Origin of the sequence: Streptomyces liliifuscus, from assembly GCF_016598615.1 — a bacterium.
In the GTDB taxonomy this organism is placed as follows: Bacteria; Actinomycetota; Actinomycetes; order Streptomycetales; family Streptomycetaceae; genus Streptomyces; species Streptomyces liliifuscus.
In genome coordinates this window covers 7121011-7143375 of sequence record NZ_CP066831.1, presented here as the reverse complement: position 1 = coordinate 7143375, position 22365 = coordinate 7121011, and the positions used below count along the sequence as shown (strand labels likewise).

Genomic DNA, 22365 nt, shown 5'->3' with positions numbered 1-22365 from the left:
GGGCCCGGGATGTCGCGCCTCGGCTCGCTGAGCCCCGCAGGCTGAGTCCGGGCTCGGGCTTGCCGGCCCAGCGGCCTGGGCCTGCCGGGCTCGGGCTTGCTGGGCCCGGGCTTGCTGGGCCCGGGGTTCTGAGCCTTGGGATGCCGGGCTTGGGCCCAAAGAGCCCCGGATGCTGGGGCCGGGCTCGCGGGCCCGGGTGCTGAGTCTGGGCTTGCTGAGCTCCGGGGGCTGGCTCCGGGCTCGCTGGGCCCCGGATGCCGGGCCCGGACTCGCTGAGCACCGGGATGCCGGGCTTGGGCTCTGGGTCCGGGCTTGCTGGGCCTGGGCTTGCCGTGCCTGGGCTCGCTGAGCCCCGGATACTGGGCCCGGACTCGCTGAGCCCCGGATCTCGGCTGGGCTCGCTGAACCCCGGACGCTGAGCCCGGGCCCAAGCTTGCTCGCCCAGCGGCCTGGGCCTGCCGGGTTTGCCGGCTTGCCAGGCACAGAACCGGTGCCCCGGGCGCCCACCGCCCGGCTGCCAGGCCCGGGTTCACTGCGCCCGGCAGCCTGGCCTGCCGGGCGCAGAACCGGTCTCCTGGGCGCGCCCACGCCTGGCAGGCCGGACCCTGGGCTGCCGGGAATGGAGCCAGGTCCCAGCCTGGGGCCTGGGGGAGTCTCCCGGGTGCCGGCGCCGGGTGCCATGCACCGCACCCCTCGGCCCGCCAGTGGTGTGGGCCTCGGGGTGTGGCGGGTCGGTGGTCCGTCGGGGAGCGGTCAGGCGAGGCCCGGGAAGAAGATCTTCAGCTCTCGCTCGGCGGACTCCTCGGAGTCGGAGGCGTGGATCAGGTTCTCCCGGACGATGACACCGAAGTCGCCACGGATGGAGCCGGGGGCGGCGGCGATCGGGTCGGTCGGGCCCGCGAGTGCCCGTACGCCCTCGATGACGCGCTCGCCCTCGACGACCAGCGCCACGACCGGGCCGGAGGCCATGAAGGCGACCAGGGGCTCGTAGAAGGGCTTGCCCTTGTGCTCGCCGTAGTGCTGCTCCAGCGTGTCCTGGTCCAGCGTGCGCAGCTCCAGCGCGGTGATCTCCCAGCCGGCCTTGCGCTCGATGCGGCTGATGATCTCGCCGGTCAGGCCGCGACGGACCGCGTCGGGCTTGAGAAGGACGAGGGTGCGCTGGCTCACGGTGGTGGCTCCTTCGGGTCACAGATGTGCGGATGACCGAGGCTACAGGGCGTGTCCGGGTGCGTGTTACGCAGCGTCAGCTGCTACGGGGAGGGCCGGTCCGATACCGGCCGACCCGGCTGTTTTCGCCCCCGCCGCCCCTACCCATTCCCGTCCCTGACTCAGGGGCTCCGCCCCCGAACCCCCGCTCCTCAGACGCCGGAGAGGCTGAATATCACGCCTACGCCGTGTTACCCCCGGTCTCGGCCTGCGCGGCGAACCGCGCCTTCGCCTCCTCCACCTTGCGGCCGAAGTGGACCGAGGCCCACCACAGGGCGGCGAAGACGGCACCGAGGAAGAACATGGTCGGCACGACGAACCCGCTGGCGATCAGCACGACCTGCAGCGCCCACCCCAGCTGGACACCCCCCGGCCGCGTGATCATCCCGCAGAGCAACAGGCACAACACCATCGCGACCCCACTCACCGTCCAGACCGTGGCCATGGACAGATCGGGATCCTTCATCGCGACGAGCCCCGCGAAACCGATGACGAAGAACTCACCGATCAGCGTCGAAGCACAGAGCGTACGCACGGATCAGCCCCTCCCCAGCAGCAACCGGGCCTCGCCCACAGTGATCACGGAACCGGTCACCAGCACCCCGGCCCCCGCGTACTCCGCCTCCTCCTCGGCCAGCGTGATCGCGGCCTCCAGGGCATCGTCCAGCCGGGACTCGACCTGCACCCGGTCGTCCCCGAACACCTCGACGGCGATCGCGGCGAGCGAGTCCACGTCCATGGCCCGGTGGCTGGAGTTCTGCGTGACGACGACCTCGGTGAAGATCGGCTCGAAGGCCTCCAGCAGCCCCCGTACGTTCTTGTCCCCGCTCGACCCCACGACACCGATCAGCCGGCTGAAGTCGAAGACCTCACGGACACCCTCGGCGGTCGCCCGTGCCCCCGCCGGATTGTGCGCGGCGTCCAGCACGACCGTCGGCGACCGCCGCACGATCTCCAGCCGCCCGGGCGAGGACACCGCAGCGAAGGCCTTGCGGACCGTGTCGATGTCGAGCGGCTCGGGCCGCTGGGACCCGACCCCGAAGAACGCCTCCACCGCGGCGAGCGCCACCGCCGCGTTGTGCGCCTGGTACGCCCCGTGCAGCGGGATGTACACCTCGTCGTACTCCCCGCCCAGCCCCCGGAGGGTCAGCAGCTGCCCGCCGACGGCGACCTGGCGGCTCACGACGCCGAACTCGAGCCCCTCGCGGGCGACTGTGGCATCGACCTCGACGGCCTTCTTGAGCATCACCTGGGCGGCGTCGACGGGCTGCTGGGCCAGGATCACCGTCGCGTCCTGCTTGACGATCCCGGCCTTCTCCTTGGCGATCTCCCCGGGGGTGGTACCGAGGCGGTCGGTGTGGTCCAGATCGATCGGGGTCACGACGGCGACGTCCCCGTCGATCACGTTCGTGGCGTCCCAGCTGCCGCCCATCCCCACCTCCACGACGGCCACGTCGACGGGCGCGTCCGCGAAGGCCGCGTACGCCATGCCCGTGAGGACCTCGAAGAAGGAGAGGCGGAACTCCTGCTGGGAGTCGACCATCTCGACGTACGGCTGGATGTCCCGGTACGTCTCCACGAACCGGTCGGCGGAGATCGCGGCGCCGTCCAGGCTGATGCGCTCGGTGATCGACTGGACGTGCGGCGAGGTGTACCGCCCGGTGCGCAGGTCGAAGGCGCCGAGGAGGGCCTCGATCATGCGGGCGGTCGACGTCTTGCCGTTCGTCCCCGTGATGTGGATGGAGGGATACGCGCGCTGCGGCTCCCCCAGCACGTCCATGAGCGCGGAGATGCGGCTCACGGACGGCTCCAGCTTGGTCTCGCCCCAGCGCGTCGCGAGCTCGGCCTCGACCTCACGGAGCGCCTTGTCGGTCTCCTGGTCGGCCGGGCGCGTGGGAATGTCGGACTCCGGCGGCCCGCCCTGCGTGCGCAGGGTACGGCTGCCGGCCTCGATCACGGCGAGATCGGGATCACGCCCGGTCTCCGCCTCGACGATCTCGTCGAACGGGTCGGCCGGGTCTGACTCACTGCTGTCGTGCGGGAACTCACTCACACCCCCAGTCTACGGAGCCCCCCGCCCCTGGGAGGGCGCAGCCCCCTTCAGGGGCGCGGGGAACTGCGCGACAAGCCACGACGGTCCCGCGGCCGACAACGAACCGGCGGGAGCGCTCGATGACGGGGGCCCGGCCACGGCACCCGCCCCCGGGCGAAGGCGTGCGCCGCCTACGCCTCCGGCAGCCCCTCCAGCTGGGTCTGGATACGGGCGATGTCCTCGTCCGCCTTGGCAAGCCGCCCCCGGATCTTGTCCACGACATGATCCGGCGCCTTCGCGAGGAACGCCTCGTTGCCGAGCTTCGCGTTCGCCTGCGCCTTCTCCTTCTCGGCGGCGGCCAGGTCCTTGGCAAGCCGCTTCCGCTCGGCCGCCACATCGATCGTGCCGGAGAGGTCGAGCGCGACCTGAGCGCCCGCGACCGGCAGGGTCGCCGTGGCCGCGAAGGCGTCGCCCTCGGGCTGGAGCCGCAGCAGCTGGCGGATGGCCGCCTCGTGCGGGGCGAAAGCCGTCCCGTCGAGGGTCAGCCGGGCCGGAACCCGCTGGCCGGGCTGCAGCCCCTGGTCGGCACGGAAGCGGCGGACCTCCGTGATGACCTGCTGAAGCATCTCGATCTCGCGCTCGGCACCGGCATCACGGAAGCCGCCCGGGGCGTCAGCCCCAGGAACCAGCACAGCCTTGGGCCAGTCCGCGATCACGACGGACTCGCCACCGGTGAGCGTGGTCCAGAGCGTCTCCGTGACGAACGGGACGACCGGGTGCAGCAGCCGCAGCGTGACGTCCAGGACCTCGCCGAGGACCCGCTTGCTGACGTCGGCGGCCGCGCCGCCCGCCATGAACGTCGTCTTCGACAGCTCGACGTACCAGTCGAAGACCTCGTCCCACGCGAAGTGGTACAGCGCGTCGGAGAGCTTCGCGAACTGGAAGTCCTCGTAGAACGCGTCGACTTCGGCGACGGTCTTGTTGAGCCGGGAGAGGATCCACCGGTCCGTCGCCGACATCTCGGACGCGTCCGGCAGCGGACCCTCGACCGTCGCGCCGTTCATCAGCGCGAACCGCGTGGCGTTCCAGATCTTGTTGGCGAAGTTACGGGACGCCTGGACCCAGTCCTCGCCGATCGGCACGTCCGTACCGGGGTTGGCGCCGCGGGCCAGGGTGAAGCGGACGGCGTCGGAGCCGTACGCGTCCATCCAGTCGAGCGGGTCGACGACGTTGCCGAACGACTTCGACATCTTCTTGCCGCGCTCGTCACGGACCAGACCGGTCAGGGCGATGGTCTTGAAGGGGACCTCGCCGTCCATCGCGTACAGACCGAACATCATCATCCGGGCGACCCAGAAGAAGATGATGTCGTGGCCGGTGAGCAGGACGTCGGTCGGATAGAACTTCTTGAGGTCCGGGGTCTGTTCGGGCCAGCCGAGCGTGGAGAACGGCCACAGGCCGGACGAGAACCAGGTGTCGAGGACGTCGGTGTCCTGCCGCCAGCCCTCGGCCTCGGTGCCCGGCGGCTGCTCGTCGGGGCCGACACAGACCGTCTCGCCGTTCGGGCCGTACCAGATCGGGATGCGGTGGCCCCACCACAGCTGACGCGAGATGTTCCAGTCGTTGAGGTTGTCGACCCAGTCGAAGTACCGCTTCGACATGTCCTCGGGGTGGATCTTCACCCGGCCGTCGCGGACCGCGTCACCGGCGGCCTGCGCGAGCGGGCCGACCTTGACCCACCACTGCAGGGACTGCCGCGGCTCGATGGTGGTCCGGCAGCGCGAGCAGTGCCCGACGCTGTGGACGTACGGACGCTTCTCGGCGACGATCCGGCCCTGCGAGCGCAGTGCGCCGACGATGGCGGAACGCGCCTCGTAGCGGTCGAGTCCCTCGAAGGGGCCGTGGACGGTGATGATCGCCCGCTCGTCCATGACCGTGATCGACTCCAGGCCGTGGCGCCGGCCGATGGCGAAGTCGTTCGGGTCGTGGGCGGGGGTGACCTTGACGGCACCCGTGCCGAACTCGGGGTCGACGTGCGCGTCCGCGACGACGGGGATGGAACGGTCGGTCAGCGGCAGCTTGATGCGCTTGCCGATGAGGTGCCGGTAGCGCTCGTCGTCGGGGTGAACGGCGACGGCGGTGTCACCGAGCATCGTCTCGGCACGCGTGGTGGCGACGACGAGGGTCTCGTCACCCTCGCCGTACTTGATGGAGACGAGCTCGCCGTCGTCCTCCTGGTACTCGACCTCGATGTCCGAAATGGCCGTCAGACAGCGGGGACACCAGTTGATGATGCGCTCGGCGCGGTAGATCAGCTCGTCGTCGTACAGCTTCTTGAAGATGGTCTGGACGGCCTTGGACAGCCCCTCGTCCATGGTGAACCGCTCACGGTCCCAGTCCACGCCGTCCCCGAGCCGGCGCATCTGCCCGAGGATCCTGCCGCCGTACTCCTCCTTCCACTGCCAGACGCGCTCGACGAACGCCTCGCGCCCGAGGTCGTGCCGCGACTTGCCCTCCTCGGCAAGCTGCTGCTCGACCTTGTTCTGCGTGGCGATACCGGCGTGGTCCATGCCGGGCAGCCAGAGCGCCTCGTACCCCTGCATGCGCTTGCGGCGGGTCAGGGCGTCCATGAGCGTGTGCTGGAAGGCATGGCCCAGGTGGAGGCTGCCGGTGACGTTCGGCGGCGGAATGACGATGGTGTACGGCGGCTTCTCACTCTTCGCGTCGGCGGCGAAGTAACCCCGTTCCACCCAGCGCTCGTACAGCTTCCCCTCTACCTCGGCCGGCGCGTACTGGGTCGGCAGTTCGGGGGCGTTGGCTGGCGTCTGCTGCTGAGCGTTCTCGGTCACGGGGTCAGTTTAGGGGTGTCGCCGGGGCGTCCCGAAACTCGATTACTTGTTGGCATCCTCCCTGGGGTGCACCGCAGGGATTCCTTGTAGCCCTCGGTATCCGCAACGGCCGGGGCCGCGGTGGATGAGGGGTTCAGGGGTTCACGCGTGCGTCCCGGGCGAGCTCAGGACATGGTGGGGCCGTGCATGGCCCGCCCCTGCGTGCTGTTCACCGCAATGCCCTGCGGCGGAAGCCTTGCCGACTGCGGTCCGAAGGCCGCGGGCAAGGATGACGACCGACGCGTTGTGGTCGGCATCGTCAGTGTGTCCGCACTTCGTGCAGACGAATACGTCCCGGCTGATGCGCGATGCCGGGTCCCGCTGCCGGCAGACACCGCAGGTCTGCGAGGTACCCACAGGAGTCACCGCAACGAGAACGGATCCGAACACGGGGCACTTGTAGACGAGCTGTCGGCGTCTCTCACCCGGCAGGTTGTCGAGCACACCCCGGTTCAGGGCCGCCTTCTGAGCGACGCGCATGCCAGGTTCGACACGGCTGCCCCTGGCATTCTTCGTCATCTGCTTCACCCGAAGATCCTCGACAGCGACCAGGCCGTGGCTCTTGGCCAGGTCGGTGGTGAGTTTGTGCGTGAAGTCCAGACGGCGACGAGCTTGGCGCGCCCTCAGTTCCGCGATGGCGCGCAGGGTCTCGCGCAGGCGGTGGCTGTACTTGCCGCCTCGGTGTTTCCTGGCATGTGCGAGCTGCCGCTCCCTGCGGCGCTCCAATCCGGCGAGCCTGCGCTTCTCGCCTTCCGTCAAGGTCTGCGGCATGAGGCGCGGAGCAGTCTCGTCCGACAGGTACGCCGACTGCTTGACGCCGAAGTCCATACCCACGGGGGGCTGCTCGTTCGGCGAGGCGACCGTCCTGCCGGTGTGGACGCCGAAGCTGACGTACCAATGCCCCGAGCCGTCCGTGCGGATCGTCGCGCTCTTGATCCGTCCTCCGAGGGGGACGCGTCAGCCTGAACTTCACCTCGCCCAGCTTGGGGACACGTACGAAGGCCACTTGCGGTTGAGCCGGGTCACACGCACGGCCTGCCCCGGGAGGGGAATCGCCATCCGCGCACCGCGCTTCTTGAACTGCGGGAAGCCAGCTGGATGCTCCTCGTTCCAGAAATTGTCGTAGGCCCGATCGAGGTGCCTGAGGACTTGCTGCGGAGCCTGAGAGGGCAGATCCGCGATCCATTCGAGATCGCGTCGAGCCTCGGTCAGGTACCGGCACTGCTCATCGGCCCGGAGGTACACGCGCCTCTGCCGATACACATAGAGCCGCTGCTCCAGAGCTACGTTCCAGACAGCCCGGCAGGTGTGGCCCCACAGCAGAAGCCGCTCGGCCTGCTGAGGTGTGGGACAGAGCCGATAGGTGCGCCCGGCATCGGCGGGTTCCTTGATCGGCTTCCTCGTCCGACTGCCCTTGCCAACTGCCATTTCCGCCCCCTTCCCCGAGTGCGGCTCAACTGGCCTCACCTGTAAGGCGACCAGCGCACTCACCGTATGACAGACAAGTTCAACTTGTCTGTCATACCGTGAAACATATGGCGGACTCTCGACTCACACCGGCACAAGCAGCCGAGTATCTCGGCGTCACCGTCCAAGTGATCTACGTCCTCAATTCCCGGAAGGAGAACGACTTCCCACACCCGTCCTACACAGGCCGCACCCCGACCTGGTCACAACCCGAACTCGATGTCTGGCGAGCCGCACACCCTCCCAAACGGTCCGCTCGGCAGCGCCATGCGGCAGAAGGAAAGGATCGAGATCGTGGCAACGCCGACTTTCATGACCTTCGAACGCATCTTGCGTTCGTGACGGCACGAGACAGCCCAGCGCTCACAGATGACTTGCGATCACTCATAGAGCGCACGATGCGCGACGCCGCGCGGTCCCTGAAGTCGGAGGTGGAGGACATTCGCTGCAAGGCCAACTACGTTCACCTGGTCGTGCGCTATCCGGTCGACACATCCGTCGCAAGCCTGGCCCAGCGTATGCGAGGGGCTTCAACCAGGGCTCTCCGGCAATCACACACTCTTGATGGACATCTGTGGTCGAAGCCGTACTACGCCGCATCGGCGGCCGCGCACTCGGCCGCCAGGCTCAGTCGATACGTCGAGTGTCTGGAACAGACCATCAACAACTAGGCATCAATCCACCCCGCCGGTCCCGCACCCTCGCACCTTCCGTCAAGATGTTCGGAACACATAAGCATCTGGAGGGGAACCCAGAATGAGCTACAACCAGCCGGGCCCGTACGGCGGGCAGCCTCAGCAGCCCGGACCGTACGGTCAGCCGGGTCCTTACGGCCAGCAGCCGCAGGCCCCCCAGCCCGGCTACGGATACCCGCAGCAGGCGCCTCAGCAGCAGCCCGGCTACGGGTACCCCCAGCAGGCCCCTCCCGGGGTTCCGCCCCAGCAGCCCGGCTACGGCCAGCAGCCGCCGTACGGTCAGCAGCCCCCCGGCGCCCCCTACGGCGCGCCGATGCCCCCCGCACCCGGCGGCGGCAAGAAGAAGACGGGCCTCATCATCGGCGCGGTCGCTGTCGTGGCGGCGATCGCGGTCGGCGCGTACTTCGTCGTCGGAAGCGGCAGCAGCGGCTCCTCGGACGTCGCGGACGACGGCCCGCACAAGCTGACCACTCCGGCGACGGTGCTCACGGAGTACAAGAAGAGCGAAGAGGCCGGTGGCGGCGGCTTCGACGCGAGCGACGTCAAGAAGGCAGAGAAGCACGGCGTCAAGAACGCCAAGGACGTCGACGCGGGCTACGTGGCCGGGGACGAGAGCAACCCGCTGTCGCAGAACATGATCCAATTCATGGGCGTGTACGGTGAAATCGAAGACCCGGAGAAGGTCGTCGACGCCATGTTCGCCGACCTGAAGGACGAGGCCACCAAGGACTCCGATGACGGCGAGCTCGTCGGCAGCCCGAAGAGCTACACGCCCAGCGGGCTGGACGGCGCGGTCCTGAAGTGCCAGGAAACCAAGCTCAAGAACGACGAGGCGTCCGGCGACGCGGCCGCCGGCCCTTCGTCGATCAGCATGCCGGTGTGTATCTGGGGTGACCACAGCACGCTCGGCGTCATCATCAACATCGACATGGCCAACGCCATGGCGGGCAAGGGCGCCGACCTCTCGGCGGCCGCCGAGCTGACGGCCAAGCTCCGCAAGGAAGTCCGCGTCAAGATCTGACCATCGTATACAACGGCGAAGGGGTCCCGGTCAGTTGACCGGGACCCCTTCGCTGCACTCAACCCTCAGCGCAGAACTGCTGACGGCTTTAAGCAGTCATCAGATGCTCGCTCTGTTGCACGCCTCAATTATGTGCGACGTGTTAGTGATCCCCAGAGATGCCAGCTTGGCCTGACAGAACGGCCTACCGGCCCAAGTGTCGAAATTACACGCCGCCCGAACGCCAGTACCGATGGCATAGCCCTCGGATCTCAGGTAAAGGACACAGTCGACCTGATCGGCCTGGGCAGGGGTAGCCATCGCCATGGGCACAACCCCAGCCGCAACAGCCACACCCAGCGCCGTCAGGGCTCGCTTGATCTTCATGCTCTTTCCTCCCGTTTTCACTTACTGCAAGATGGTCTGCCTTGCAGTAAGCAAATAGATCACGTGAGGTGCACATGCCATGATCGATGAGGTGCGTTTGGCTTGATCCACACGGAGAATGACTGAGGGCGCTCAGCAGGTTTCGCCGGGCGCCCTCCTCCTCACGTGCGCAAATATGCTATGCCGTCTTCTGCTCGCCCGGCCCCCGCCCCCGCGCGTCCCGCGGGATCAGGGTCGGGTTCACGTTCGAGCGGACGGCTTCCGCCGTGATGACCACGCGGGCCACGTCCTTGCGGGACGGGACCTCGTACATCACGGACTGGAGGACTTCCTCCATGATGGCGCGCAGGCCTCGGGCGCCGGTCTGGCGGAGGATGGCCTGGTCGGCGATGGCCTCCATGGCCTCGCGCTCGAAGTCCAGCTCCACGCCGTCGAGTTCGAAGAGGCGCTGGTACTGCTTCACCAGCGCGTTGCGGGGCTCGACGAGGATCTGGAGGAGGGCCTCGCGGTCGAGGTTGTGCACCGAAGTGATGACGGGCAGACGGCCGATGAACTCCGGGATCATGCCGAACTTGACGAGGTCCTCGGGCATGACGGCCTCGAACTGGTCCTTGGACTCCATCTCGCGCTTCGAGCGGATCGTCGCGCCGAAGCCGATGCCCTTCGCGCCGGCCCGGGACTCGATCAGCTTCTCCAGGCCCGCGAAGGCGCCGCCCACGATGAACAGGACGTTCGTCGTGTCGATCTGGATGAACTCCTGGTGCGGGTGCTTGCGTCCGCCCTGGGGCGGGACCGAGGCCGTCGTGCCTTCGAGGATCTTGAGGAGGGCCTGCTGCACGCCCTCGCCGGACACGTCCCGCGTGATCGACGGGTTTTCGCTCTTACGAGCCACCTTGTCGATCTCGTCGATGTAGATGATGCCCGTCTCGGCCTTCTTGACGTCGTAGTCGGCGGCCTGGATGAGCTTCAGCAGGATGTTCTCGACGTCCTCGCCGACATAGCCGGCCTCCGTCAGCGCCGTCGCGTCGGCGATGGCGAACGGGACGTTCAGCATGCGGGCCAGGGTCTGGGCGAGGAGCGTCTTGCCCGAGCCCGTCGGGCCGAGGAGCAGGATGTTGGACTTCGCCAACTCGATTGCGTCCTCGCGGTTCTGACCCGTGCTGTTCTCACCGGCCTGGACCCGCTTGTAGTGGTTGTAGACCGCGACGGAGAGCGCCTTCTTGGCGGACTCCTGGCCGACCACGTACCCCTCGAGGAACTCGTAGATCTCGCGAGGTTTGGGGAGTTCCTCCCAGCGGACCTCGCTCGTTTCCGCGAGCTCTTCCTCGATGATCTCGTTGCAGAGGTCGATGCACTCGTCGCAGATGTACACACCAGGGCCTGCGATGAGCTTCTTGACCTGCTTCTGGCTCTTGCCACAGAACGAGCACTTGAGCAGATCGCCGCCGTCACCGATGCGTGCCACGGTGTGCTTCCCCTTCGCCTGGGAGACGCCTAGGTCCAGCGGCTCCTGGTGCTGCCTTATGTCCGACGGTACCTTGCCGAGCCCCCCGTTCGGGCCCCCCTTGGCGCGGTTCACTTTGTCGTGAACCGCGTCAAGGAGCGGCAGACGATACAGCGCTGCGTCACGCGACCGAGGCGTTGTTCATCTTCCGGGTCGAGATGATCTGGTCGATCAGGCCGTACGCGAGGGCGTCCTCGGCCGTGAGGATCTTGTCGCGCTCGATGTCCTCGCGGATCTTCTCGATCGGCGTCGTCGAGTGCTTGGCCAGCATGTCTTCCAGCTGAGCACGCATACGAAGGATCTCGTTGGCCGCGATTTCGAGGTCCGAGACCTGGCCTCGGCCGGTCTCGCTGTACGGCTGGTGGATCAGCACGCGGGCGTTGGGAAGTGCCATGCGCTTGCCCGGCGTACCGGCGGCCAGCAGGATCGCGGCGGCCGAGGCCGCCTGGCCCATGCAGACCGTCTGAACGTCCGGCTTCACGAACTGCATCGTGTCGTAAATCGCAGTGAGTGCCGTGAAGGAGCCACCGGGGCTGTTGATGTAGACCGAGATGTCCCGGTCGGGGTCCATCGACTCCAGGCACAGCAGCTGCGCCATGACGTCGTTGGCGGAGGCGTCGTCGATCTGCACGCCGAGGAAGATCACGCGCTCCTCGAAGAGCTTCGCGTACGGGTCGTACTCACGGACGCCCTGCGAGGTGCGCTCGACGAAGCGCGGGATGACGTAGCGGGACTCCGCGCGAGGGCCGGTGTACTCGGCCTCTGTGCGGGCGTAGAGGCCGCTGCCGGGGAAGTCGTTCACTGTGTCTCCTGGAAAGCCTGATAAGGGCTGAGGCGGTCGGCTGGGGGCTCGGAGGGGCTTGGTGCCGGTCTACGCCGGCACCGGGGTCGGCTGTGTGCCGACCTAGGCCGCTCCGGTGCCGCCGCCGCCAGGCATTCCGGCAGCGGTGGGCATGATGTCGTCGATGAGGCCGTACGCCTTGGCCTCGATCGGGTCGAACCAGCGGTCCCGGTCCGAGTCGCGGGTGATCTGCTCCACGGTCTGGCCGGTGTGGAAGGAGGTCAGCTCCGCCATCCGCTTCTTGGTGTGCAGCAGTCGCTCGGCGTGGATCTTGATGTCCGACGCGGAACCGGCGAGGCCAGCCGAGGGCTGGTGGATCAGGATCTCCGCGTTCGGCAGCGCGAAGCGCTTGCCCGGAGTACCCGCGCTCAGCAGGAACTGGCCCATGGAGGCCGCCATGCCCATCGCGATCGTCACCACGTCGTTCTTGATGTACTGCATGGTGTCGTAGATCGCCATGCCAGCGGTGATCGAGCCGCCGGGGCTGTTGATGTAGAGGTAGATGTCCTTCTCCGGGTCGGAGGCAAGGAGCAGCAGCTGCGCCGTGATCTTGTTGGCGATGTCGTCGTCGACCGCCTGGCCGAGGAAGATGATCCGCTCGCCGAGCAGCCGGTTGTAGACCTGGTCGCCGAGGCCACCACCGATGGGGTCGCCGGCGGCTGTGGGCATCAGATTCGTCACGTATCCACCTGCTCGTCTTACGACGGCGCCGGGCCGTCTCACGTCTTCTGCTGGGGGCGTGGGACCCCGTGTGCGCGCCGTGTCGGACGGCTCCGGGGACTCCCCTGCCCTCGTACTCATGGACCCTAACGCGCGGGTCCCTCCGGGGAATCCCGCAGAGGTGACTGTTCGCTGTGAGCGCATGCGCTCCGCTGGGTGAGCAGGGGTTACGGCCTGCCCCGTAAGGGGCGCGGGGAACCGCGCGGCCAGCCCCCGCGGGGGCGCGGTCGCGTCTGCCACGGATGGTGCGTCGGCGGGTGCGGGTCGGTGGTGGGTCGCTCGCGCAGTTCCCCGCGCCCCTGGAAGGCCCTACGGGCCCCCAGGACATGTCCCGGGGGCCCGTAGTACGTACTGGTGAGGCGATCAGGCCTCGGTCTTCTCCTCAGAGGACTCTGAGGCGTCGGCCTTGGGGGCCTCGGTGGCCTCCTCGGACGCTTCCTCGGTCGAGCCCTCGGCAGAGACCTCGTCCTCGTCCTCGTCGTCCAGGTCGACCAGCTCGCCGTTGGTGTCCTTCACCGTGGCGGCCTCGACCACGACGGCCAGGGCCTTGCCGCGGGCGACCTCGCCGACCAGCATCGGGACCTGGCCGCCCTCGACGACCGCCTGGGCGAACTGGTCGGGGGACATGCCGGAGGAGGCCGCGCGCCGCATGAGGTGCTCGGTGAGCTCCTCCTGGTTGACGTTCAGCTTCTCCTTGTTGACGAGCTCGTCCAGGACGAACTGCGTCTTGATGCCCTTGACCGCGGCTTCCTTGGTCTCGGTGTCGAACTCCTCGGCCGTCTTGCCCTGGATCTCGAGGTACTTCTCGAGGTCGATGCCCATCTGGCCGAGCTGGTGGTGCTCCAGGTTGTGCTTGCGGGTGTTGATCTCGTCCTCGAGCAGCTTCTCGGGGACGGGCACCTCGACGAGCTCGAGCAGCTTCTCCAGGACGCGCTCCTGGGCCTGCGTGGCCTGGTCGTACTGCTTCATGTTCTCGAGGCGCTTGCGGCTGTCGCCGCGCAGCTCCTCGAGGGTGTCGAACTCGGACGCGAGCTGCGCGAAGTCGTCGTCCAGCTCGGGCAGTTCGCGCTTGGCGACCTGGGTGACCTTGACGGTGACCTCGGCCTCCTTGCCGGCTGCCGAGCCACCCTTGAGCTCGGAGGCGAAGGTGGCCTCGCCACCGGCCTCCACGCCCTTCACGGCGTCGTCGATGCCATCCAGCAGCTCACCGGAACCGATGGTGTAGGAGACGCCGCTCGCGACGCCGTCCTCCAGGACCTCGCCGTCGACCTTGGCCTCAAGGTCGAGGGTGACGACATCGCCGTCCTCGGCGGCACGCTCGACCGGGGCGGTCGAAGCGAAGCGCTCACGCAGCTCCTCGACGGCCTTGTCGACGTCCTCTTCGCTGACCTCGACGGCGTCGACCTCGACCTCGATGCCGGAGTAGTCCGGGATCTCGATGGTCGGGCGGACGTCGACCTCGGCGGTGAAGTTCAGCGTCTCGCCGTCCTTCAGCTCCGTGATGTCGACCTCGGGCTGGCCGAGGACGTTCAGCTCGGCCTCGTTGACCGCGTCGGTGTAGAACTTCGGAAGCGCGTCGTTGACCGCTTCCTCAAGAACCGCACCGCGGCCGAACCGCTGGTCGATGACGCGCGCCGGAATCTTGCCCTTCCGGAACCCCTTCACCGTGACCTGCTGGTTGATCTTCTTGTACGCCGCGTCGAGGCTGTCCTTGAGCTCCTCGAAGGGCACCTCGATGCTGAGCCGAACCCGGGTCGGGTTCAGGGTCTCCACGGCGCTCTTCACGGTTCGGTCTCCTTGGGGGCTGACTTCTTTGGGTTCTGCTGACGTTCTCTGCCGGATACGGCGGAGCCTCAGCGGATTGGCGGCCCTTGAGGGACGTAACAATGCAGACACACGGGCGCGCAGTTTGCATACTAGCCGCAGGCGGGACACGCCCCAAAAGGTGATCTTGCCGGTGGTCCGGCACGGTGGTCGGGGTGGCGGGATTTGAACCCACGGCCTTCCGCTCCCAAAGCGGACGCGCTACCAAGCTGCGCCACACCCCGTCTGGTGCGAGACGTAGGGTACATGCCCGCAGGCGGCGCGGCTCCCGCATTTCACGGGGCACTCGGGGCCTCCGGAACGGGGTGTGCGACGAGGGGGTGCGACCCGCTACGATGCTTCCGTGCCGCGCGTCACTGACCTGCGGCGCGTCCTGTGCGGGCGTAGCTCAATGGTAGAGCCCTAGTCTTCCAAACTAGCTACGCGGGTTCGATTCCCGTCGCCCGCTCTGTACGGCTCAGGGCCAGGTCGGAGATTCACTCTCCGACCTGGCCCTGACGCGTTTCCGGGGCGGGTTCGGGCGCGGATCCGTTCGGGTTCGGTTCCGGCTCCTTTTCCGGCTTCTTTCCGGCTTCAGTTCCGGAGGAAGGCGATCAGTTCGCCCAGGAGGCGGGCCGGGGCGTCCAGGGGGACCAGGTGACCCGCGTCCGGGATCGGGCGGAGTCGGGCGCCCGGGATCAGGGAGGCGAGTTCCTCGCCCTTGGCCGGTGGGATCCAGGTGTCCTCGGTGGCCCAGCAGACGGTGACGGGCAGGTTCAGCGTGGGATAGAGGGGTTGGATCTCGTCCGTGTGGCGCTGGTCGGCCTGGGCGATCTGGCGGTAGAACGCGGGCTGTCCCGACGTGTCCGTCCAGGGGGCGACCAGTTCGTCCAGTACCCCGGGCAGCAGTCCCCGATGGCTCGCGGAGCTCACGTACTCACGGACCAGGGCCTCGTGCAGCGGTGCGGGCAGTTGCCCGAAGACCGCCGCGTGCTCGGCGACCAGACGGAAGAAGGGGGAGCCCCAGGGGGCGAGCGCGACCGGGTCGACCAGGGCGAGGCGCCGGTACTCGGCCTTGTGCAGCAGATGCGCGCGGAGCGCGACGCAGCCGCCGAAGTCGTGCGCGATCACCGACGGGTTCGACAGTCCCCAGACCCCCAGGAGCTCGGCGAACACCTCGCCCTGCGCCCTGAGGGAGACGTCCTGGCCGTCGCTCTTCTGGGAGCTGCCGTAGCCGGGCATGTCCCAGACGTGGACCCGGTGGCCGTCGGCGGCGAGCGCCGGGGCGATCTCGTGCCACACGTAGGACGAGAACGGGGTGCCGTGCAGCAGCACCACCGGCGGACCGTCCTGTGGCCCGAGGCGGTCCCACCGGAGGGTTCCGATCGGGCTCTCCCAGCTCTCACGCAGCTGCCAGGTGTTCTCGGGGCTCACTTCCTCGGGCTCCTTCGGTCGGGAGGACGGCTGAGAAGAAGACGGCTGGCCGGATGTCCGAATCGATGTCCGGATGGATGTCCGGATGGATGTCCGGATGGATGTCCGGATGGATGTCCGGATGGCCGGATGAGAAGTCGTACGTCGGCCGGAGGGGTCGTGCGTCCACCGCGGGGACCGAGCGGATTCCGTACAGGCGCGACCTGTTCGGGTTCCGGGCGGGCGCGGGAGCTGTGGGCCCTCGTCGGCGCCGGCCGACGGCACGTACAGGGGTGAACGTTCCGCCGGACTGTCGGGCCGTGGCATGCCGCCGGAACCCGTCCGCTCCCCCGATGCCCTTGCCCTCCGGGCGTCCCCGAGTCGCCCGGAAGCTCAGAACTGGATCGAGTTGATGGTCTCCGCTACCGAGTTGAGGAACCGTTGGATGTCGTCCGCCATACCTGTGGAGGCGAGGAAGAAACCGAAGAGCACGGCGACCACCGCCGGCCCGCCCTTGATCGATCCCCCTCGTATCAACACCACCAGGACGATCCCCAACAGAAGCACCACTGACAGCGAAATGGCCACAACTGATCACACCCTACGGTCGGTCCGCTCTCCCGGCCCGGAGGTGCAACCCCGCGCACCCCCGCCAGAACCATCGTGCCACCAACGAGCCCGGCGTATGCGGCGGGTGAGCCATCGTTCGGTCACAGACGCGAACGGCCGCGCGTCGCACGGCAATTCGACGGATCCCTCTCACAGGAAATTCAGGAAGATCGTTTCCATGTCCACACACTCGTCCACACAACCTGTTCGCAGCCAATTCGAATTGTTGCCACAGGCACAGCAACAAGGCTGAGGACGGGTCACTAAAGACGAATCAACCGGACATTTCACCAGAGTCGCCCGCGGGCGTTATGCACCATTTAGTCGTGACGAATCAGGACGTAACACCCGCTTGCGGTATGACGATCGACACAGGCATCCGCATGACGACTTCGCCAAATACCGGGTACTCGTACAGCGATAAGCAGGATTCGCCTCAGAGGTTTTACGAAATCACACAGACAACGCTAGGGTGCCTCAGATGTTCTACGCTGCCTCGTCCCCCGCACGCGCAGCGAGGTCCAGGATCGTCTCCCCCAGCTCCTGGTGGGAGGGTCTGTGACGAACTCGCTCCGTCCGCACGGCCATCAGAGGGCTCCGCTCCCGTCGGCCCAGACGCCGGCGCCGGGTGTACCCAGCCCGCGACCACCACGGACCCCGGGATCCCCGCAACCGGGTGCCGCCGCCACCGGGCCGGGCACCAAGCCCGCCAAGCAGCGCGACGCGTTCTTCGACAACGCCAAGTACCTGGCGATCGTGTTCGTCGCGATGGGTCACGCCTGGGAACCGCTGACCGACCACAGCCGCGCCGCCGAGGCGCTCTACATGGTCGTCTACACCTTCCACATGCCGGCCTTCATCCTCATCTCCGGCTACTTCTCCCGCAGTTTCGACATGCGCACCGACCGGCTCCAGCGGCTGGTCACGGGCATCGCCGTGCCGTACATCCTCTTCGAGGTCGCGTACTCCCTCTTCAAGAAGTGGGCGGACGACGACCCGAGCCACCCGATCAGCCTGCTCGACCCCTGGTACCTCACATGGTTCCTGGTCGCGCTGTTCGTGTGGCGGATGACGGTCCCGCTGTGGAAGGTCGTGCGCTGGCCCGTGCCGCTCGCGCTCGCCATCGCGATGCTCGCCTCCGTCTCGCCCGACATCGGCGACGACCTGGACCTCCAACGCGTCCTGCAGTTCCTGCCGTTCTTCGTCGTGGGCCTGTTCATGAAGCCCGAGCACTTCCAGCTCATGCGGCGCCGCGAGGTGCGGATCCTGTCGGTTCCGGTCCTTCTGGGCGCGCTCGCCTTCGCCTACTGGGCGGGGCCGCGGATGAACTCGGCGTGGTTCTACCACCGCGACAGCGCCCAGGAGTTGGGCGCCCCCTGGTGGGCCGGTGTCGTGATGACGCTCGCCATGTTCGGCTGCTCGATGGTGCTCACCTCGTGCTTCTTCGCCTGGGTGCCGCGCCGCAGGATGTGGTTCACCGTGCTCGGCGCGGGCACGCTGTACGGCTATCTGCTGCACGGCTTCCTCGCCAAGGGCTCCCGCTTCTGGGGCTGGTACGACGACTACGCGTGGCTGAACCAGCCGCTCGGCGAGATCTTCCTCACGGTCGCCGCCGCCGCGGTCATCACGGTGCTGTGCACTCCGCCTGTGCAGCGGGCGTTCCGCTTCGCGATGGAGCCGAAGATGGAGTGGGCGTTCAAGAGGGACGCCGCCGAGTTGGCCCGGGAGCGGGCCAAGTCGTAGGGCGCGCCCCTTACGGGGCCTTTGCCAGGCCCAGGAGTTTGCGCATTTTTGTGTACTTCTGGGTCAGGCGGGCTCGGGTGAACTCGTCCAGGGCCGCCAGGCGGGTCGGGTTCGCGTTGTGGGCCAGGTCGGACTCCTTCACCAGGAGGGCTCCCGGGGTGGCCAGGATGCGGTCGGCGTAGGACTCCGGGGGCTCGCCCTGCCGCTTGGTGAGGGCCAGCACGATGTCCTTCGTGCGCCGGGACAGGGCGGCCTCGCGGAGCCAGTCCTCGGAGAGCGCGTCGTCCTCGACGGAGTCGTGCAGCCAGGCGGCGGCGATCTGCTCCTCGTCCCCGCCGCGCTCCCGCACCCCGTCGGCCACGGCCCGCAGGTGCTCGGCGTACGGGCGGCCCGCCTTGTCCGTCTGGGCGGCGTGCGCGTTCCGGGCCAGGGCCTCGACCTCGGTGAGGGTCAGCAGGGGTCTCTCGGTCACTCGGCGCTCGTTCTCGGTCATGCGTCGAGTGTGCCCCGTATCGCGGCCCGCGCCGGTACGGTCGCCGCTGTCAGGCCGAGGATCACAATGGCCGCCGCGAAGGAGCCGTACACCAGCGGGGGTATGTACGGTGCCTGGCCCGTGAGGCCCTTCATCATCGGGACGAGCGTGGCGAGCGCGATGGCCGTGCCGAGGGCGATGCCGGCGAGGGCGACGAGCAGCGCCTCCCAGCGGATCATGCGCATCACCTGGCGGCGGGTGGAACCGATGAGCCGCAGTGTTCCCAGCTCGCGCCGGCGGTCGAGGACCGTCATCACCAGGGTGTTGGCGGCGGCGACGGCCGCGAATCCGCCGAGGACGGCCGCCATGACGGTGTTCGCCCAGGCGTTGAGCTCGCGGTCGAGGGACTGGGCGGTCGTGTAGTCCGCGCGGTCCAGGACGGTGCCCACCTTCGCGAGATCGCTCGCGCTCCCGCCCTTCGTCCAGACCTCCGTGAGGAAGGCGGAGCCGACATGGGACGCCAGGTCGGCCTGCCCCATGGTGACCTGGGACAGCCCCATGCCACGCTCGTACGTCGCCACGACGCGCGGGGACGTCTTCGTGCCGTCGGGCAGGCGCAGTTCCATCCGGTCGCCCACCCCGGCGCCGGCGTTCTCGGCCAGCGAGGCGTCGACCGCGATCTCGCCGCGCTCCAGGGACAGGGCGCCCTTCTCGACCTTCAGGTCCTGCACGCGGGCCAGATCCCGCGCCGAGCCCGTGACGCCCTGGGTGGAGGCGGAGTCCAGCATCCCGTTCGCCCGCACGAGCACCTCGGTCTTCAACAGGCCTACGGCGGCGGTGACTTCGGGTGCTCGGGAGGCCGCGCGCACCGCGTCCGGAGCCAATCCCCCGTCCGATGTCACGATGTGGTCGGCAACGATGCCGTCCCGCTGCTGCTCCTGGGTGACCCGCTCCTCACTGGTGTGCATGAAGACGAGGACGGACGAGAAGGCCATCGCGAGGACGATCGGGGTGATCGCGGAGGCCAGCCGACGGGCGTTCGTACGGGAGTTGGCGGCGGCGAGTGAGGCGGACGCGCCCGCGCCGCGCAGCGGAAGTCCGAACAGGGCGGCGCAGGCACGGGCGACCAGTGGCCCGAGCAGCGCCACGGCCAGCATGAACAGCATGACGATGCCCAGCGCCGCGTTGGCCGCGTCCTCACCGGTCAGCGACGCGGCGAGCCCCGCGCAGACGCAGCCTCCGGCGGCCGCCGCGATCCCGAGCGGCGTACGGATCCAGCCCGGGCGCAGCCGCTCCACGGAGGCCTCGGTGAGCGCCTGGCCCGGCTTGATCCGCGCCGGGCGACGGGCGGCCGCGTACCCGGCGAGCAGCGCGGCGAGGAGGACCGCGCCGACGGCCGAGAGCAGCGGGATGTACGAGACGGACAGGTCGACGGCCTGCGGGATCGCGCCCTTGTCCTTGAGCTGTCCGAACCACCAGCCGGCCAGCGCGATCCCGGGCAGGAGGCCGACCAGGCCGGCCAGGGGTGCGACGAGCAGGGTCTCGGTGGCGATGGAGCGGCGGATCTGACGCGGGGTCGTACCGATGGCCCGCAACAGGGCGAACTCCCGGGCGCGTTGGGCGACGGACAGCGCCACGGTGCCCATCCCGGTGAAGACGGCGACGGTCGCGGCGATACCGCCGAAGGAGCCGCCGAGCGCGACGAGCAGTTCCTTGGCCTCGGCGAGGGAGGAGTCCTCGACGGTGCCGCGGTCGCGCCCGGTGTACACGTCGGCGCGGTTGCCGAGAGCCTGCTCCACCTGGGACTTGAGGGCCCCGGCCGACACACCCTGCTTCGGGAGGACGGCGATGGCGTCGACGCGGCCGGGGTGCCCCGAGACGCCTACGGCTTCGGTGTCGGTGAACCAGGCGGTGGGCGCCTCGGCCTGTACGACCCCGGACACGCGGAAGGTGCGAGGGCCGTCGGCCGTGGTGAGGGTGACGCGGTCGCCCACCCTGCCGTTCGTGAGGACGCTCTTCGTCAGGGCGACTTCGCCCGCCCCGGGAGCCTGTCCGGACGTCAGCCGTTCACCGGTGAAGGCGGTGGAGCCCCAGCCGTGCGCGGTGACCTGCTCACCCGCACGCGTCTGGACGGGGAAGGTCACGTCCGGGACCGCAGCCCGCGCCCCGGGCACCGAACCGGCCTTCGCCACCAGGGAGTTGTGGAGCCAGACCCTGCCCGGGACCGGTACGGCGTCGTCCTCGCGGTCGTCGCCGTGGCCTGTGACGAGGTGGGCCCGCTGGTCGGCGGCGGCGACCACCGGGGCGTCGGCGTAGCGGACGGGCGGAACCGAGGCCCGCAGGCCCGTCTCCAGGAGGATCCCGCAGGCCGAGACGATCAGTGCGGCCATGGCGAGCGCGACGAACGTGCCCACGAAGGCCGCGGGCTTGAAGCGGACGGCGGCGCGGGCGAGGCCGTTGGGCACGAACATCAGGCTGCCGCTCCCGAGTAGGAGGGCGCGGCCAGCGACGCCATGCGGGCGGCGATCCGGTCGGCCGGGGCACGCTCCAGGTGGTCGATGATCGAGCCGTCGGCGAGGAACAGGACGCGGTCGGACCAGGCGGCGGCCGCCGGGTCGTGGGTGACCATGACGACCGTGGCACCGAGCCCGTCCACGGCCTGCCTCAGCAGGCCGAGAACCTCGGCCGCGGTGGTCGTGTCGAGGGCGCCGGTGGGCTCGTCCGCGAAGACGACATCGGGCCGGGTGACGAGGGCGCGGGCGATGGCGACGCGCTGCTGCTGTCCGCCGGAGAGTTGGCCGGGGCGTCGGCGCCCCAGGCCGTCGAGGCCCACCTGACCGAGGACGGCTGCCGCCCGGCGCCGGTCGGGCCGGTGACCCGCCAGCCGCATCGGCAGCACCACGTTCTGCTCGACCGTCAGGGACGGCAGCAGGTTGAACGCCTGGAAGACGAACCCGAGGCGCGAACGCCGCAGCGCCGTCAGCTTGTTCTCGCTCATGCCCGTGATGTCCGTGCCACCGAGGCTGACCGTGCCGCCGCTCGGCCGGTCGAGGCCGGCCGCGCACTGCAGGAACGTGGACTTGCCCGAGCCGGACGGTCCCATCACGGCGGTGAAGCTGCCGCGCGGGAGCGCGAGGTCGATGCCGCGCAGGGCGTGCACGGCGGAGGCGCCGCGCCCGTACTGCCGCCGCACGCCCCTCAGTTCGACGGCACAGTCCCCCACCGGGCCGGTCGGACCCTGCCTGGCGACCGCCGGGCCGGTCGTGCTCCCTACGGCGTCCCCGTCCTCGTACCGCTTCCTGCGCAGCCCCATGGCCGGGTCCGCCTTCCCTGACTCGTCGTCCCGCTCGTCGCAGCGCGCTCGCTGCCGATGACTCGAAACTACGGATTCGGGACCACTCGGGACCATGAGGACGACCGCCGAGTCCAGGTGGGGCAAACCCCACCACTCGACGCGGCCCGGATGGCCCGCCAGATCGTTTGGTAAACTAATTACTGACGATTCCTTGACACTCCCTTGACCAATCCCCAGACCGATCCCTGACCAGCCCCTCTACCGCTCTCTCGACCAAGGAGGAACGGGCC

18 protein-coding genes and 2 tRNA genes are annotated in these 22365 nt (G+C 68.7%); 4 read left to right on the top strand and 16 right to left on the bottom strand.

Annotated elements, in window-relative coordinates:
• Positions 1 to 753: 753 nt before the first annotated feature.
• The 6 genes from ndk to JEQ17_RS50210 form a co-directional block, all read right to left on the bottom strand.
• Positions 754 to 1167, bottom strand: coding sequence for a nucleoside-diphosphate kinase (gene ndk, locus JEQ17_RS30785; protein WP_200398182.1), 414 nt, complete (start codon positions 1165 to 1167; stop codon positions 754 to 756).
• A gap of 220 nt (positions 1168 to 1387) precedes the next feature.
• Complete coding sequence (locus JEQ17_RS30780; RefSeq protein WP_200398181.1) at positions 1388 to 1741, bottom strand: DUF4233 domain-containing protein; 354 nt, start codon at positions 1739 to 1741, stop codon at positions 1388 to 1390.
• Between the two features lie 3 nt (positions 1742 to 1744).
• On the bottom strand, positions 1745 to 3259 hold the full coding sequence (gene folC, locus JEQ17_RS30775; protein ID WP_200398180.1) for a bifunctional tetrahydrofolate synthase/dihydrofolate synthase: 1515 nt from the start codon (positions 3257 to 3259) through the stop codon (positions 1745 to 1747).
• Between the two features lie 170 nt (positions 3260 to 3429).
• Positions 3430 to 6087 carry a valine--tRNA ligase gene (locus JEQ17_RS30770; protein ID WP_200398179.1) on the bottom strand — a complete coding sequence of 886 codons (2658 nt, stop codon included), beginning with the start codon at positions 6085 to 6087 and terminating at the stop codon, positions 3430 to 3432.
• 141 nt (positions 6088 to 6228) lie between these two features.
• A complete protein-coding gene (locus JEQ17_RS50215) occupies positions 6229 to 7062 on the bottom strand; it encodes an RNA-guided endonuclease InsQ/TnpB family protein (RefSeq protein ID WP_267924844.1) in 834 nt (277 codons plus the stop codon).
• Between the two features lie 33 nt (positions 7063 to 7095).
• Positions 7096 to 7554 (bottom strand): helix-turn-helix domain-containing protein, encoded by a 459-nt coding sequence (locus JEQ17_RS50210; RefSeq protein ID WP_234048439.1) that lies wholly within the window; start codon positions 7552 to 7554, stop codon positions 7096 to 7098.
• 107 nt (positions 7555 to 7661) lie between these two features.
• Here JEQ17_RS50210 and tnpA point away from each other — a divergent pair, with 107 nt between their 5' ends.
• Complete coding sequence (gene tnpA / locus JEQ17_RS30755) at positions 7662 to 8264, top strand: IS200/IS605 family transposase (RefSeq protein ID WP_200398177.1); 603 nt, start codon at positions 7662 to 7664, stop codon at positions 8262 to 8264.
• Positions 8265 to 8349: 85 nt separating this feature from the next.
• On the top strand, positions 8350 to 9309 hold the full coding sequence (locus JEQ17_RS30750) for a hypothetical protein (protein WP_200398176.1): 960 nt from the start codon (positions 8350 to 8352) through the stop codon (positions 9307 to 9309).
• Positions 9310 to 9853: 544 nt separating this feature from the next.
• Here the strand turns inward: JEQ17_RS30750 and clpX are convergent.
• The 5 genes from clpX to JEQ17_RS30725 form a co-directional block, all read right to left on the bottom strand.
• A complete protein-coding gene (gene clpX / locus JEQ17_RS30745; protein WP_055611895.1) occupies positions 9854 to 11140 on the bottom strand; it encodes an ATP-dependent Clp protease ATP-binding subunit ClpX in 1287 nt (428 codons plus the stop codon).
• Positions 11141 to 11300: 160 nt separating this feature from the next.
• Positions 11301 to 11981 carry an ATP-dependent Clp protease proteolytic subunit gene (locus JEQ17_RS30740; RefSeq protein ID WP_200398175.1) on the bottom strand — a complete coding sequence of 227 codons (681 nt, stop codon included), beginning with the start codon at positions 11979 to 11981 and terminating at the stop codon, positions 11301 to 11303.
• A gap of 102 nt (positions 11982 to 12083) precedes the next feature.
• Complete coding sequence (locus tag JEQ17_RS30735) at positions 12084 to 12689, bottom strand: ATP-dependent Clp protease proteolytic subunit (RefSeq protein WP_186001018.1); 606 nt, start codon at positions 12687 to 12689, stop codon at positions 12084 to 12086.
• Positions 12690 to 13103: 414 nt separating this feature from the next.
• Complete coding sequence (gene tig, locus JEQ17_RS30730; RefSeq protein ID WP_200398174.1) at positions 13104 to 14525, bottom strand: trigger factor; 1422 nt, start codon at positions 14523 to 14525, stop codon at positions 13104 to 13106.
• A 186-nt stretch (positions 14526 to 14711) separates the two neighbouring features.
• Positions 14712 to 14788, bottom strand: a tRNA-Pro gene (locus JEQ17_RS30725).
• Between the two features lie 153 nt (positions 14789 to 14941).
• Here JEQ17_RS30725 and JEQ17_RS30720 point away from each other — a divergent pair.
• Positions 14942 to 15012: transfer RNA gene (locus JEQ17_RS30720), tRNA-Gly, on the top strand.
• A gap of 125 nt (positions 15013 to 15137) precedes the next feature.
• On the opposite strand, the gene JEQ17_RS30715 is transcribed toward JEQ17_RS30720, so the two are convergent.
• Together JEQ17_RS30715 and JEQ17_RS30710 are read right to left on the bottom strand one after the other, a co-directional pair.
• Positions 15138 to 15977: an alpha/beta fold hydrolase gene (locus JEQ17_RS30715; RefSeq protein WP_234048438.1), complete on the bottom strand. Its 840-nt coding sequence runs from the start codon at positions 15975 to 15977 to the stop codon at positions 15138 to 15140.
• Positions 15978 to 16349: 372 nt separating this feature from the next.
• Positions 16350 to 16544, bottom strand: coding sequence for a hypothetical protein (locus JEQ17_RS30710; RefSeq protein ID WP_055611884.1), 195 nt, complete (start codon positions 16542 to 16544; stop codon positions 16350 to 16352).
• A gap of 579 nt (positions 16545 to 17123) precedes the next feature.
• On the opposite strand from JEQ17_RS30710, the gene JEQ17_RS30705 reads away from it, so the two are divergent.
• Positions 17124 to 18308 (top strand): acyltransferase family protein, encoded by a 1185-nt coding sequence (locus tag JEQ17_RS30705; protein WP_200398171.1) that lies wholly within the window; start codon positions 17124 to 17126, stop codon positions 18306 to 18308.
• Between the two features lie 10 nt (positions 18309 to 18318).
• On the opposite strand, the gene JEQ17_RS30700 is transcribed toward JEQ17_RS30705, so the two are convergent.
• The 3 genes from JEQ17_RS30700 to JEQ17_RS30690 are packed head-to-tail and all read right to left on the bottom strand — an operon-like array spanning position 18319 to position 22093.
• On the bottom strand, positions 18319 to 18801 hold the full coding sequence (locus JEQ17_RS30700; RefSeq protein ID WP_200398170.1) for an HD domain-containing protein: 483 nt from the start codon (positions 18799 to 18801) through the stop codon (positions 18319 to 18321).
• Positions 18798 to 21251 (bottom strand): FtsX-like permease family protein, encoded by a 2454-nt coding sequence (locus tag JEQ17_RS30695; protein WP_200398169.1) that lies wholly within the window; start codon positions 21249 to 21251, stop codon positions 18798 to 18800. The genes JEQ17_RS30700 and JEQ17_RS30695 overlap by 4 nt, the downstream gene beginning before the upstream one ends.
• Entirely contained in the window at positions 21251 to 22093 is an 843-nt protein-coding gene (locus tag JEQ17_RS30690; protein ID WP_200398168.1) for an ABC transporter ATP-binding protein, read from the bottom strand. The genes JEQ17_RS30695 and JEQ17_RS30690 overlap by 1 nt, the downstream gene beginning before the upstream one ends.
• Between the last annotated feature and the right edge of the window lie 272 nt (positions 22094 to 22365).